This is a genomic window from Acinetobacter lactucae (assembly GCF_013344765.1).
Taxonomy (GTDB): Bacteria; Pseudomonadota; Gammaproteobacteria; order Pseudomonadales; family Moraxellaceae; genus Acinetobacter; species Acinetobacter lactucae_A.
In genome coordinates this window covers 1-12,958 of the sequence record NZ_JABVBF010000021.1, presented here as the reverse complement: position 1 = coordinate 12,958, position 12,958 = coordinate 1, and the positions used below count along the sequence as shown (strand labels likewise).

Below are 12,958 nucleotides of genomic sequence, written 5' to 3'. Positions count from 1 at the left end.
AAGATGTGAGTCTAATAATGAATTACTCGGTCTTGAGTCGAACTATTCTCAAAAAATATGCTGTGAATCGATAGAACGTAAAAACCATTAATCAATAAAAGAAAAAAGCCCCAGTCTTTCGACTAGGGCCTTTTAAATTTGGAGCGGGAAACGAGACTCGAACTCGCGACCCCAACCTTGGCAAGGTTATGCTCTACCAACTGAGCTATTCCCGCATATATAAGCAGTTTTTACGAAAACTTTCTCAAAAAAAACCAATTTGGAGCGGGAAACGAGACTCGAACTCGCGACCCCAACCTTGGCAAGGTTATGCTCTACCAACTGAGCTATTCCCGCGTGCCGCTTATAATACATTAAGCGAAACATGGGTCAACAACTTTATGCAAATAAATATGCTGATTGCATAAAATAAAATCAGAAATGAGCAATTAGATGTGTTTTTATCGTTAAGTTGCCGAATAAATAGACATTTTGTTTGAGGCCAAAGCATACAAGAGCAACTTTTGTTTGTGTGTAGACAGGGTATACTAGGTTCAAATATACGAATAATCGTAAAAGGAAAAGTTATGAGCCTTGAACAACAGTTGATTGAACGGTTACAAACCCTTGCACCTAGCCATTTGGAAGTTATCAATGAGTCTGCGGGACATGGTGGTTATTTCCCAGGTAAGGAATCGCATTTTAAAGTGATTATAGTGAGTGAAGAGTTTAATGGGTTACGTTTGGTCCAACGCCATCAAAAGGTATATGCCTTAGCTTCAGACTTAATGAACCCAGGCCAAATTCATGCTTTAGCAATTCATGCTTATTTGCCAAATGAGTGGCAAGGTCAAGCACCTGCTAGCCCAGAATGTGCACATGCACCTAAAAACTAAGGGCTAATTTCATGGATGCACATTTACTCACTAAAATTATTCACATGACTGCGGTGGCTGCCGCACTTATGGTTTTTGTCTTACGCGCTTCAACTCTTTTTGTAGGCGTGCAAGGAGAGCAACCAAACCCCGCGGGGCGCAAAATATTAGTTGCCTTACAACATTTGTCGTTTACCGTAGTTTTTATTACGGGCGCAATTTTATTGGTCATGAAAGACTTTCAGGTACAGCCATGGTTTTACGCTAAAATTATTCTATTTTTAGTCTTGTTATCTTCTCTGATGAAAGCCTTTAAAAAAGATGACACTCTTTTATTGGCGCAACGTAGGGCGGGTTTAATCATTAGTGCGATCGCATTTATTGCTATTATTATTTTAGTGATTGTGAAACCTGTTTTTGCTTAATTGTTCTACATTCTTTGCCTTTTTGCTTAAGCTCTAGGTTAAACTGCGTACAGTAAAAAAATATGCAGAGGGAAACATGTTAACTCGTGTGGTGTTTAACCAAAAAGGCGGTGTAGGGAAATCAAGTATTACTGTAAATTTGGCTGCAATTAGTGCCAAACATGGCCTAAGAACCTTGGTCATTGATCTTGATCCTCAAGCCAACTCTAGTCAATACCTTTTAGGCGATGAAGCGACTTATTCTGCTGAAAAATCAATTTTAGAACCCAATATCGAAAACTTTTTTGAAGATGTGTTGGGAAACAATCAACAAAAGGGTTTAATTGGTAATGCGTTAGGTTCGATTTTAAAAGCTCCACGAAATAAAGATCTCGACAGTTTTGTACATTCAACTCCTTTTGCAAAATTAGATGTGCTTCCAGCAAGTCCTACACTTGGCGCGCTTGAGCATGCACTTGAAAGTAAACATAAAATTTATAAATTACGTGATTCAATTCAAAACTTAATTGGACGATATGATCGTATTTATATAGATACACCACCTGCATTCAACTTTTTCACTCTCTCTGCTCTAATTGCGGCAGATAAAGTACTCATTCCTTTCGACTGTGACGTCTTTTCAAAGCGTGCGTTACAAACATTGATTGAAAATGTTCTCGAAACGCAAGATGATCATAATGATCGCTTGGAAATTGAAGGAATTGTCGTCAACCAATTCCAAGCTCAAGCAAAATTACCTCGGGAAGTGGTTCAGCAGTTGAAAGATGAAGGGTTGCCTGTACTTAATAGCATGTTACCGCCTTCGGTTTTAATGAAAGAATCGCATCAGAAAAATTTACCTTTGGCTCATTTGGCACCAGAACATAAATTGACTCAAGCTTATGAGACATTGTTTGGTGAGATTGAGCCAAAACGATAAGAGAAAAATGATGAAAGGCTTATATATTGCGCCTTTGGTGGCAGCCACTTTATTACTAGGCGCTTGTGCGACGACGGTAAAACCGACTTACGTGTCTCCGACACAATATCAATCTTTGAGCTGTCAACAGCTACAAAGTGAATATAACCGTATTCAGCAATATATCGACAACGGAGTGCAAACTCCAAAAAGTACAGGTATGGGTGTTGGTCTTGGACTCGGTGGTGGCTGGGGACGAGGTGGCTGGGGATTCGGTCCATCTATTTCTGTAAATATGGGACAATCTTCTTCAACGAAAAATACCGAACTTTCACGTGTTTTAGGTCAGCAAGAAGCAATAGTTCAGGCTGCTCAGTTTAAAAATTGCCCAATTATTGTTCGCAAAAAGACGAATTAATAGTCAATTTGACATCACAATATGCTAATTAAGGCATGTTGTGATGAATAAAGTTTAGCAAAATGTTTCATAATAAAATCAATATAAATAAGTCATTTATCAATTTTTAAGCTTCTAAAATACTGTATTTTCTGTAATCAATAAGCTTCATAAACTTGCTATATTTTGCCTGTTTCGTTTAAGGTGGCCCCATCTTGGATATTATGGAAACTTTATGATTGAGAGTTGGTTTTTTGTATTAGCAATGTTGGCTGTTTTGCTCATTCCGGGGCCGACAAATGCTTTACTTGCAACCGCTGCTCATTCTCAAGGTTTATCTAAAACTTTTTGGCTTATCCCCATGGAATGGTTAGGCTATGCCTATGGCATTAGCTTTTGGGCTGTGTTTATTCATTTGGCAGCACCAGTTTGGCCTGCGTTATTGCTTATTTTGCATATTTCGAGTGTGCTATATGTGTTTTGGATGGCATTCCGACTATGGAAAACCACTCATTTACAACAATTTAGTCAAACTCACAGTAATATTCGCCCCCGTCAATTATTTTTCTCAACTTTAAAAAATCCGAAATCTTTACTTTTTGCCGCAGGCATTTTTCCAGCTGAAACATGGAATTCGCCTGAAAATTGTCTAATGGTATTCGGTATTTTTACATTGACACTCATCCCAGCTGCGAGTTTCTGGATGATTTTTGGACGTGCATTATTAATGGGGCCAGTAAAGAAAATAAAAGCCGATCATTTATATAAAGGATCGGCTATGTTGCTTATTTTATGTATGCTTCCGGTGGTATTCCGTTTCTTCTAAATTAATATCAAACGTTGGCTTTTCGTTTTTTTAGTTTTTCACGTATAAAGCCGATGATGCCCGGTAAAATACTAATAATGATGATGCCAAAAATAAGATGAGTGAAGTTATCTTTAACGATTGGCATATTTCCAAATAGATAGCCTAACGCCACAAAAGAAGCGACCCAGCAAAATGCACCAATCACATTATAAGTTAAGAAAAACTTATAGTTCATGCTGCCAGCACCAGCAACAAAGGGTGCAAAGGTACGGGCAAATGGAACGAAACGAGCAAAAATAATTGTTTTACCGCCATGGCGAGCAAAGAATTCTTGAGTTTTAATTAAATGTTGCTTATTAATGAATCGAGAATTCATTTCAAATACACGTGGACCGATAAAACGTCCAATATGGTAGTTCACTGTATCGCCTAAAACAGCAGCCACGAAGAGTAGAGCACCCAATAACCACGGATCCATCGCACCTGTAGATGCTGCTAAAGCACCTGCTGCAAATAACAAGCTATCGCCCGGTAAAAAAGGCATAACCACTAAACCGGTTTCAACAAAAATAATTAGAAATAAAATGCCATAAATCCATGTCCCGTAATTTGTAATAAACTCGGCGAGATGCTGATCAACGTGTAGAATAAAATCAAGAAGTTCCATGATAAGAGCAAGTGGTAAACCGTGTTCAAATCCTAGCAGTGAGCCTATAGAAAGTCAGTATAAAACATCAAAAATATACAAATTGATCATCCTGTTTGTGCAACGATATATATGGATTTTGAGTATTTAATTATCAATATCCTAAACCTAGAATGAGCTCATCAATAAATAAGCATTTAAATAAAGGTGGCAAAATGTTTAATCCAAATGTAGTGGTTAAAAATATCGTAACGCAATCAGGCGCGGACAGTTTTATTAGCCTTGTTGCTCGTCTTCTTATGGCTTATATCTTCCTTGTTGCTGGTTGGGGGAAAATTACCGGTTATGCAGCAACTGCAGGATATATGGAAGCAATGGGCGTTCCGGGTGGAATTCTCCCATTAGTTATCTTGGTTGAGTTTGGTGGTGGTTTAGCTTTATTGTTTGGTTTTCAGGCACGCTTTGCAGCTTTTGGTCTTGGTATCTTTAGTATTTTAACTGCATTCTTGTTCCATCAAGGGGGAGCTGACGCAGCAGCACAATACAATAATGGCATCCATTTCATGAAAAACTTAGCAATGGCAGGCGGTTTATTCTTCCTAATGCTTCATGGTGCTGGCCGTATTAGTCTGGATCATGCAATCGAGAAATAATATTCAAGACAAAAAAAACGGATGAGCAATTCATCCGGTTTTTTATTTCTAAAATTTGGAAATCAGAGCATAAACTGGATTTGCAATTCCCCAACAATGAAACCAAGCACTGCACCGACTGCAATCAGTGCCCACTCATCTTCTTTAAATGCAGGACGTAGCATCCCTTCAAATTCAGAAGGAGTTAATTTTTGCATACGTTCAATGAGTGTGCTGCGAATATTCATTGCATCTTCTGCATAAGATTCTACGTATTTCATCGTCTCTGGTAGTCGTTGCATAATGCGTTCAGCAACTTGCGATTTCATATCCTGATATTTTTCTCCGCCAATTGCATATACAACCAATGGACGAATAACCCCAGCTTGCATATCAATTTCTTGTTTGACATGACGGTTAACCAGATCAATAACACGTGCAGAATGTGTACCCGAAAATAACTCTTCCATCATGTGACGTGATGTTAAAAGCTGTTTAGAAATTAAAGCTGCATAGTCAGCTGCAACTTCATTTTGACGTTTAATAAACAGGCCTTGCCATGTGTAACCTAATATCTTTTTAGGATAAAGCGGTCTAAACATCATTTGCAGTGCAATCCAGTCGCTGAAGAAGCCCACAAAGCCACCAAACAGAGGAAGCATCCAAGGGTATTTTCCTTGAGTGACAATCCAGCACAGCATCTGAATTACACCAATACCGAAACCAAAGAAGAATCCGACATTACTAAAAAATTTAAATTCTTGTTTGCCCACTCGTTTAAAAATATTATTGAGTAGGCGTTTATCTTTAAGCAAGTTGCTGATAACAAGATGTTTAATATCAAAATATCGGTTCACATCACGTTGTACTTCACTCATGATGTGTTCAACAATCTCGGGTGCTTTTGATTGCACACGACGAATGAGTCTTTGGCGAGCAAATTCTGGCATGCCTTCCCATAAACCGGGTTGATATTCTTGAGCAACGTCACGGGTAATATCTTCAGCTGCGGCCAGCAATGGTTTTTCTATTTCTTTAGCGATACGCTTAGGGTCAAGACGGGCAAAAATTTCTTCAGGTTTAATGAGCTTGGCTGTCATCAGTTCAACAGCAATTGTTGCCATTTTCTCGGCTTTGCGTGGCACGATGCCTTGCCAACCTAGAAAAGGTTTAATGCCTTTAAATTCAAGTGGAGAAAACATCATTTGAATGGCAATCACCTTGGTGACATAGCCAATTAAACCACTCATAAAAGGAATAGAGATATACAACCAAAAATGTTGCTGGAAATCTGCAATCATAGTTTGAAGCATTGTTGTTCCTTAGATTTCTATTGATTTTGATATGGGGCAACAAGCCATAAAAATGGATAAGTGTTTAGCACAGACAAATATCGCTTGGTATTTACCTTTCCATGGTAATGCCTGTTTTATCGGGTCATCTTAACATCAATTTCATGGTGATGTTGCATAGAATGTGATGAATTTATCAATGCTTCTGAAGTTTTTGAGGGTGGGCCAGTGGATTGATAAATATCAGTAAATTTCGATTTATATCAAACAATCCAATTATAGAAATGATTCTGATATGAAAAAAATAAGATATATGATGATTTGCGGTGCGTCGAAGCGTGAAAAATGTTAAAATGGCGCGCTTAATTCTTTTGCCATTTAGTGGTTTGTCATGACTACCAATACTCAAATTACTGAAGATCGTATCCTGATTCTGGATTTCGGCTCTCAATATAGTCAGCTCATTGCACGTCGTGTGCGTGAAGCTGGTGTTTACTCTGAAATGTATGCTTTTGATATGTCTGAAGAAGACATTCGCGCTTTTAAGCCAAATGGCATTATTTTGTCAGGTGGACCTGAGAGTGTGCATGAAGAAGGCAGCCCTCGTGCACCACAAGTGGTGTTTGAGTTAGGCGTTCCAGTATTGGGTATTTGCTATGGCTTGCAAACTATGTCTGAACAGTTAGGCGGTAAAGTTGAGCCGGGTACTGTGCATGAGTTTGGTTATGCCGAAGTTGATATCGTTAAACGTGACCAACTGATTGGTAACTTACAAGACCGTGAAAACCAACTTCATGTTTGGATGAGTCATGGCGATAAAGTTAGCCAGATTCCAGAAGGCTTTACGATTACTGCAAGCACACCAAGCTGTCCAGTTGCTGCTGTAAGTGATGAAGCGCGTCGTTTCTATGGTGTGCAATTCCATCCAGAAGTAACGCACACGGCAAAAGGTGAAGAGTTACTTGCAAACTTCGTTCATAAAATTTGTGGATGTGGTGGTCTTTGGACACCTGAACACATCATTGATTTACGTGTAGAGCAATTACGTGAACAAATCGGTGATGAAAAAGTTCTTTTAGGTCTTTCTGGTGGTGTTGACTCATCTGTCGTTGCTGCGCTTTTACACAAAGCAATTGGCGACCAGTTAACATGTGTATTTGTTGATAATGGTTTACTTCGTTTGAACGAAGGTGACCAAGTCATGCAAATGTTTGCTGAAAACATGGGTATTCGTGTTATTCGTGCAGATGCTGAACAACGTTTCTTAACTGCATTGGCTGGTGAAGTTGATCCAGAGAAAAAACGTAAAATTATTGGTCGTGAATTTATCGAAGTATTTGCTGAAGAAGCACGTAAACTTGATGGCGTGAAATTCTTGGCGCAAGGTACGATTTACCCAGACGTAATCGAATCTGCTGCAAGCAAACAAGGTAAAGCACACGTAATTAAATCACACCACAACGTGGGCGGTTTACCAGACGATTTAGAATTTGAATTGGTAGAGCCATTACGTGACTTGTTCAAAGATGAAGTACGTAAATTAGGTACTACACTTGGCTTGCCACACAGCATGATTTACCGTCATCCATTCCCGGGCCCTGGTTTAGGTGTCCGTATTTTGGGTGAAGTGAAAAAAGAATATGCAGATATTCTTCGTCTTGCTGATGACATCTTCATGCAAGAGCTTCGCGACAGCGGTTGGTATGACAAAACTGCTCAAGCATTTGCTGTGTTCCAACCTGTTAAGTCAGTTGGTGTAGTGGGTGACGGTCGTCGTTATGCATGGGTAATTGCGCTTCGTGCAGTTGAAACGGTTGACTTTATGACAGCTCGTTTTGCACATTTACCATACGAACTAGTTGATAAAATCTCAACACGTATTATGAATGAAATTAAAGATGTATCACGTGTTGTATACGACGTGTCATCTAAACCACCAGCAACGATTGAGTGGGAATAATTTTCCTCTGTTTGTTGGTAAAGAAAAGGACGCATTAGCGTCCTTTTTTATTACTCAACTTTTAAAGATGAAAATTAATTTTGATACTTAAAACTTTGATTGTCTCATTCATAACACCCTGTGTATTACTAAAAGACTATATTGAATAATGAGTGTATTGTTAAGATCATTAAAACAACTCATTGCAAAAGCATAGGTAAAAGAGAGTAATATCATGAGCAATAATAATGATTACGATATTTCTGATTCAAAGGATTGCGAAAAATTTGCCAATCAGTTTATTCAGGAATTTCCAATTCGCTCTGCTGAAATTGGACAGGGGACAGTCATTAAGCGGGCTTTACCTAGCCGACAAAAACGAATGATTGGAGCGTGGTGTTTCTTAGATCATGCAGGTCCAGTAACTTTTCCAGCAGGCGATGGTCTAGATGTTGGCCCTCATCCTCATATTGGTTTGCAAACCTTCACGTGGATGATTGAAGGGACCATGATGCATACCGATAGTTTAGGTTCAAAACAACTTATTCGTCCTAAGCAAGTTAATTTAATGACAGCTGGTCACGGTATTTCACATACAGAAGTTGCACCTGATACAGAAACTCAAATGCATGCTGCTCAGCTCTGGATTGCCTTACCAGATGATAAGCGCAATATGGTTCCGAAATTTGAACATTACCCTGAACTTCCTGTAGTTGAAAAAGACGGTTTAGAATTTACTGTTCTTGTGGGTGAGTATTTAGCAACGACTTCTCCAGTTGTGGTACATACGCCGTTAGTGGGTGTCGACTTAATTGCGGCCCAAGATACCAAAACTCGTATTCCATTAAATCCCAATTATGAATATGGTTTTATGGCACTTGATGGCATAGCTCATGTCAATGGTCATGAGTTAACTGCTGACAACATGGTGGTATTAGATACTGGCCTTAATGAAATCGAGATTGAAGTAAAAAAAGGCAATCGTATTCTTTTGATTGGCGGTGAACCGTTTGAAACACCAATCTTGCTATGGTGGAATTTTGTTGCACGTACAATGGATGATTTAAAAGAAGCGCGTGAGCAATGGATTAACCATGATGCGCGTTTTGGTGAAATTCCAGATTATGTTGGTGCACGTTTAGAAGCCCCTGTTCTTCCAGATCAAATGAGAGCATCAAAATGACAGCAGTAATCGCAAGCAGTAAAGCAAAGCCCCTTGCTGAACAATGGAAGGGCGAAATCACCAGTGGACGTCATCAATATTTTTGTGATGAGCCTGAAAAGCTAGAAGGGCAAGACCAAGGCCCAGCGCCCTATGATTTGCTCACCGGAAGTTTAGCCGCGTGTACGCTTATTACTTTAAGAATGTATGCAAAGCATAAAGGTTATGATTTTGGTGAGTTCTCGATTGAAATTGATTTTCATACCAATAGAGAGCATGAAGAACGCATAGAACGTCGCATTGTTTTTAAAGGCTTACCCGATGAAGAGCTTCAGCAAAAAATCTTAACGGTATGCAGCAAAACGCCAGTCACTAAAACTTTGTTACGTAGTTTAGACATTCATACTGTGCTTGTTACAGCGTAAAAATGCTATTTTGTGGAGGTGGATGATTTTATATCCATTCCACGAATGGAATAAAACAGCATGTTCACATGCTGTTTTTTATGTAAAAAGAAAAATAAAAGCAGGCAATAACATGATTAGTGTACACCACCTGGAATGTTCGCGATCGTTTCGAATTTTATGGGCTTTAGAAGAGTTGGGCTTAGATTATGATATTCATTATTATCAACGTCTACCTAACTATTCCGCTCCAGAAACATTGAAATGTATTCATCCTTTAGGTAAAGCTCCGATTTTGACTGATGATGAGCAAGTCATCGCAGAATCTGCTGTGATATTGGAATATTTGCAGCAACGTTATGATCAGAAGCAACAATTTAAACCCACAGAGCCGCAAGATTTACAGCAATATATTTACTGGATGCACTATGCAGAAGGTTCGCTTATGCCACTACTGGTCATGACTTTGGTCATGAATAATGTAAACAAGCATGTGCCTTGGTTAATTCAGCCAGTAGCAAAAAAAATCACAGAAGGGGTGAAAGCAAATTTTGTTCGCCCGCGTATGAAAGATCATATTAGTTTTTTAGAAAACTATTTGGCAGAGCATGAATATTTCGCAGGCGATTTTTCATTTGCTGATATTCAAATGAGCTTTCCTTTGGAGGCTTTGCAAACGCGTTTGCAAGGTAAGTACCCTCATATTCAGGCTTTTTTACATCGTATTCGGCGAAGGGTAGCGTTTCAAAAAGCGAAAAAAAAAGGAATTGGTTCTAATGAAAGGAATTGCGCTGATATTTAAAAGAAAAGGAACAAATATTTGTTCCTTTTTTATTTTCAATTTACTTACGTTTGATCACGATAGAGTCAATACCGCTGTGTTGTAAGGTTTGCTGAGCAGCCAATGCTGCGTCTTGAGTATCATATGGTCCTGAAATAACGCGATACCATGTTTGTCCATTTTCAGTACTTTTGACGACGTCGGCAGATAAGCCATTTAAAATGATTTCTGCACGGCGGGCATCAGCCTGATCAGGGTCGTTATAACTACGAACTTGTAAAATATAAGTAGGTTGCTGTGGAATAGTGGCTGATTGATCACTATCAATTCCTACACTTTCAGAGGCAGCGGGTTGAGTTGTACTTGGTGCCTCAACAATCATAGCAGTGCCTTGATTTTTGCTTTCAGGGATTGCTTGTTCAGGAATAGGGGTGACTTGTTGCTGAGGTAATAGATCGTAGAAGCGATAGTCTTTATTGGTATCTTCTTCTTGGTAATGCTCAGAGGTAATCTGATTTTTTGCAGGAACAGGTTGCCAAGGTTTCCAAAGCATAAGCATTACAGCGATACATAAGACCGCCAAAATAGCGACAAGTGTACCTAACCATTTAGGAATTAGGGGCTTTTTAGGCTTATTAGGTCTTTCAGATACACCGCGTTGCGTTTTGCCAAACACGTGGATTATTCCTCTGTATTTTGATTGTTTTTTAATTCGAGTTTGATTCTCGTCTTACGATGTTAAAAACAGTGGTTTGTATTCGCTATCTTAACGATACAAACCACCGCTTACTATATATTGCATGACCTTTGATTTGCTGTCATGCAATATATTTATTACATAGATTCTGGTGCAGATACACCAAGTAATTCTAAACCATTACGAAGCACTTGTTGTACATTGATTGAAAGCAATAAACGGGCTTGTGTAAGCTCTGCATCATCGCTTAATACTTTATGTTCATTGTACCAACCGTGGAACAGGGCAGCTAACTCTTTTAAGTAGTTACCAACTTGATGAGGTTCATACGCATTTGCAGCACGTAATACCGCATCTGGATAAGCTGCCAGTTTAGCAAGAATCTCGGTTTCTGCATCAAGAGATAAGCGAGCTGCATGTGGGCGAGCAGTATTTACATCGAATTGTAAGTCGGTGCTTGCTGCTTTTTCTAACATACGGCAAATACGTGCATGTGCATATTGAATATAGTACACAGCATTGTCTTTACTTTGTGAAACAGCAAGATCAAGGTCAAAGTCAATATGTTGTTCACTCTTACGCATTACGTAGTAGAAACGAGCTGCGTCATTGCCCACTTCTTTACGCAAGTCACGTAAAGTCACGAACTGACCTGAACGAGATGACATTTGAACCATCTCGCCACCGCGCCATAAACTTACGAATTGAACTAAAAGGACAGTCAATTTTTTAGAGTCGTAACCCATTGCATCAATCGCCGCTTTTACACGGGAAATATAACCGTGGTGGTCAGAACCCCAAATATCAACAAGGTCAGTATAACCACGTTGTAGTTTATTTAAGTGGTATGCAATGTCAGATGCAAAATAAGTCGTTTGACCATTACGACGCTTAACAACACGGTCTTTTTCATCGCCAAATTCAGTCGATTTAAACCAGATGTTGCCATCTTTTTCATAAAGGAAGCCGCGTTGATCTAGTGTTTCTAAAGCTTCATCAATTTTTGCACTAAGAGACGCTTCACTAAACCATTGGTTGAACGTTACACCAAAGTCAGCAAGGTCATCTTTAATATCATCTAAAATGGCATGAAGAGTAGCTTGGTGGAATACGCGGTAGCCTTCACCTAACAATTGTTGTGAATTGGCAATAAGACCATCAATGTGCTTTTCTTTATCACCAGATAACACAACTTTGTTGCCTTCGCTATCTAGCTCTTCAGCATATTGCACATCTTCTGGTACGTCTTTATAAACATTCGCAACTTCACGAACGTAAGCATCGCCATCTTTATCAATAATGCTTTGTGCGATTTCTTTAACGTAATCGCCTTGATATGCATTTTTAGGGAATACAAGGTTTTGTCCTAGTAATTCTAAATAACGTAAATAGGTAGAAGTCGCCAAAATATCCATTTGACGGCCAGCATCATTTACATAGTACTCACGGTCAACTTTAGCACCCGTTGCTTCAAGTAAATTAGCAACAGTCATACCATATGCCGCACCACGTCCATGACCTACATGTAGACTAGACGTTGGGTTTGCAGAAACAAATTCAACTTGAATCTTTTTCGCTGCATTTGCTTGGCTACGACCAAAAATTTCTTTTTGCGCCTGAATTTGGTCAAGAATAGCAAAGCGCTGGTCTGCATTTAAAAAGAAGTTAATAAATCCGGGACCTGCGATTTCAGCTTTACTGATATCGGCCACTTCTGGTAACGCAGCTAGAACTTTCTCAGCTAAATCGCGTGGTTTCATACCAGCAGCTTTCGAACCGATCATGGCAATATTAGAAGCAAAGTCGCCATGGCTTCGGTCTTTGGTGCGTGTTAAGTTGCTTGTGTTTTTCCAGTCGGAAGGAAGCACCCCTTCTTGTTGAAGAGTTTGCACTGCATGGTCGAGAGCTGCTTGTATTGCCGTATTCATATCAATCGAAAATAGATGTCGCAGAAAAACGTCAAATATAGCAAATTTCCGATGACTTAGGGGAGGGGATTTAATATTCCAATAATTCTTTATGC

14 protein-coding genes and 2 tRNA genes are annotated in these 12,958 nt (G+C 39.2%); 10 read left to right on the top strand and 6 right to left on the bottom strand.

Going from position 1 to position 12,958, the window contains the following annotated elements:
• Window positions 1-139 precede the first annotated feature (139 nt).
• Both HUN22_RS04165 and HUN22_RS04160 read right to left on the bottom strand, forming a co-directional pair.
• Window positions 140-215 (bottom strand) — tRNA-Gly (locus tag HUN22_RS04165).
• Between the two features lie 45 nt (window positions 216-260).
• Window positions 261-336 (bottom strand) — tRNA-Gly (locus HUN22_RS04160).
• A 230-nt stretch (window positions 337-566) separates the two neighbouring features.
• Between HUN22_RS04160 and HUN22_RS04155 the strand changes: the two genes are divergently transcribed.
• From HUN22_RS04155 to HUN22_RS04135, 5 genes are all read left to right on the top strand, one after another.
• Window positions 567-875, top strand: coding sequence for a BolA family protein (locus tag HUN22_RS04155; protein WP_174726623.1), 309 nt, complete (start codon window positions 567-569; stop codon window positions 873-875).
• A gap of 11 nt (window positions 876-886) precedes the next feature.
• Window positions 887-1,279, top strand: a complete 393-nt coding sequence (locus HUN22_RS04150; protein ID WP_004795332.1) for a SirB2 family protein — start codon at window positions 887-889, stop codon at window positions 1,277-1,279.
• Window positions 1,280-1,355: 76 nt separating this feature from the next.
• A complete protein-coding gene (locus HUN22_RS04145; RefSeq protein WP_174726622.1) occupies window positions 1,356-2,198 on the top strand; it encodes a ParA family protein in 843 nt (280 codons plus the stop codon).
• 10 nt (window positions 2,199-2,208) lie between these two features.
• The gene (locus HUN22_RS04140; RefSeq protein ID WP_002114091.1) at window positions 2,209-2,595 is read left to right on the top strand and encodes a hypothetical protein; all 387 of its coding nucleotides are present in this window, start codon (window positions 2,209-2,211) and stop codon (window positions 2,593-2,595) included.
• Between the two features lie 214 nt (window positions 2,596-2,809).
• Complete coding sequence (locus tag HUN22_RS04135) at window positions 2,810-3,400, top strand: LysE family translocator (protein ID WP_174726621.1); 591 nt, start codon at window positions 2,810-2,812, stop codon at window positions 3,398-3,400.
• A 7-nt stretch (window positions 3,401-3,407) separates the two neighbouring features.
• Here HUN22_RS04135 and HUN22_RS04130 read toward each other — a convergent pair whose 3' ends face one another.
• On the bottom strand, window positions 3,408-4,049 hold the full coding sequence (locus HUN22_RS04130; protein ID WP_174726620.1) for a DedA family protein: 642 nt from the start codon (window positions 4,047-4,049) through the stop codon (window positions 3,408-3,410).
• Between the two features lie 194 nt (window positions 4,050-4,243).
• Here HUN22_RS04130 and HUN22_RS04125 point away from each other — a divergent pair, with 194 nt between their 5' ends.
• Window positions 4,244-4,681 (top strand): DoxX family protein, encoded by a 438-nt coding sequence (locus HUN22_RS04125; protein ID WP_174726619.1) that lies wholly within the window; start codon window positions 4,244-4,246, stop codon window positions 4,679-4,681.
• A 62-nt stretch (window positions 4,682-4,743) separates the two neighbouring features.
• Here HUN22_RS04125 and HUN22_RS04120 read toward each other — a convergent pair whose 3' ends face one another.
• Window positions 4,744-5,961, bottom strand: a complete 1,218-nt coding sequence (locus HUN22_RS04120; protein WP_174726630.1) for a DUF445 domain-containing protein — start codon at window positions 5,959-5,961, stop codon at window positions 4,744-4,746.
• A gap of 382 nt (window positions 5,962-6,343) precedes the next feature.
• Here HUN22_RS04120 and guaA point away from each other — a divergent pair, with 382 nt between their 5' ends.
• The 4 genes from guaA to HUN22_RS04100 all read left to right on the top strand — a co-directional run bounded on the left by guaA (window position 6,344) and on the right by HUN22_RS04100 (window position 10,259).
• Window positions 6,344-7,912 carry a glutamine-hydrolyzing GMP synthase gene (gene guaA / locus HUN22_RS04115; protein ID WP_009387699.1) on the top strand — a complete coding sequence of 523 codons (1,569 nt, stop codon included), beginning with the start codon at window positions 6,344-6,346 and terminating at the stop codon, window positions 7,910-7,912.
• Window positions 7,913-8,126: 214 nt separating this feature from the next.
• Window positions 8,127-9,074 carry a pirin family protein gene (locus tag HUN22_RS04110; RefSeq protein ID WP_174726618.1) on the top strand — a complete coding sequence of 316 codons (948 nt, stop codon included), beginning with the start codon at window positions 8,127-8,129 and terminating at the stop codon, window positions 9,072-9,074.
• Window positions 9,071-9,478, top strand: coding sequence for an OsmC family protein (locus HUN22_RS04105; RefSeq protein ID WP_174726617.1), 408 nt, complete (start codon window positions 9,071-9,073; stop codon window positions 9,476-9,478). The genes HUN22_RS04110 and HUN22_RS04105 overlap by 4 nt, the downstream gene beginning before the upstream one ends.
• Before the next feature lie 112 nt (window positions 9,479-9,590).
• The gene (locus HUN22_RS04100; RefSeq protein WP_087090531.1) at window positions 9,591-10,259 is read left to right on the top strand and encodes a glutathione S-transferase; all 669 of its coding nucleotides are present in this window, start codon (window positions 9,591-9,593) and stop codon (window positions 10,257-10,259) included.
• Window positions 10,260-10,299: 40 nt separating this feature from the next.
• Here HUN22_RS04100 and HUN22_RS04095 read toward each other — a convergent pair whose 3' ends face one another.
• Both HUN22_RS04095 and argS read right to left on the bottom strand, forming a co-directional pair.
• On the bottom strand, window positions 10,300-10,914 hold the full coding sequence (locus HUN22_RS04095; protein WP_174726616.1) for an SPOR domain-containing protein: 615 nt from the start codon (window positions 10,912-10,914) through the stop codon (window positions 10,300-10,302).
• Between the two features lie 158 nt (window positions 10,915-11,072).
• Window positions 11,073-12,863 (bottom strand): arginine--tRNA ligase, encoded by a 1,791-nt coding sequence (argS, locus tag HUN22_RS04090; RefSeq protein WP_174726615.1) that lies wholly within the window; start codon window positions 12,861-12,863, stop codon window positions 11,073-11,075.
• Window positions 12,864-12,958: the final 95 nt, after the last annotated feature.

What these genes read in the sequence shown, in the direction of transcription:
- HUN22_RS04155 (WP_174726623.1), top strand. Translation starts at nt 567, where the DNA reads ATGAGCCTTGAACAACAGTTGATTGAACGGTTACAAACCCTTGCACCT.
- HUN22_RS04150 (WP_004795332.1), top strand. Translation starts at nt 887, where the DNA reads ATGGATGCACATTTACTCACTAAAATTATTCACATGACTGCGGTGGCT.
- HUN22_RS04145 (WP_174726622.1), top strand. Translation starts at nt 1,356, where the DNA reads ATGTTAACTCGTGTGGTGTTTAACCAAAAAGGCGGTGTAGGGAAATCA.
- HUN22_RS04140 (WP_002114091.1), top strand. Translation starts at nt 2,209, where the DNA reads ATGAAAGGCTTATATATTGCGCCTTTGGTGGCAGCCACTTTATTACTA.
- HUN22_RS04135 (WP_174726621.1), top strand. Translation starts at nt 2,810, where the DNA reads ATGATTGAGAGTTGGTTTTTTGTATTAGCAATGTTGGCTGTTTTGCTC.
- HUN22_RS04130 (WP_174726620.1), bottom strand. Translation starts at nt 4,049, where the DNA reads ATGGAACTTCTTGATTTTATTCTACACGTTGATCAGCATCTCGCCGAG.
- HUN22_RS04125 (WP_174726619.1), top strand. Translation starts at nt 4,244, where the DNA reads ATGTTTAATCCAAATGTAGTGGTTAAAAATATCGTAACGCAATCAGGC.
- HUN22_RS04120 (WP_174726630.1), bottom strand. Translation starts at nt 5,961, where the DNA reads ATGATTGCAGATTTCCAGCAACATTTTTGGTTGTATATCTCTATTCCT.
- guaA (WP_009387699.1), top strand. Translation starts at nt 6,344, where the DNA reads ATGACTACCAATACTCAAATTACTGAAGATCGTATCCTGATTCTGGAT.
- HUN22_RS04110 (WP_174726618.1), top strand. Translation starts at nt 8,127, where the DNA reads ATGAGCAATAATAATGATTACGATATTTCTGATTCAAAGGATTGCGAA.
- HUN22_RS04105 (WP_174726617.1), top strand. Translation starts at nt 9,071, where the DNA reads ATGACAGCAGTAATCGCAAGCAGTAAAGCAAAGCCCCTTGCTGAACAA.
- HUN22_RS04100 (WP_087090531.1), top strand. Translation starts at nt 9,591, where the DNA reads ATGATTAGTGTACACCACCTGGAATGTTCGCGATCGTTTCGAATTTTA.
- argS (WP_174726615.1), bottom strand. Translation starts at nt 12,863, where the DNA reads ATGAATACGGCAATACAAGCAGCTCTCGACCATGCAGTGCAAACTCTT.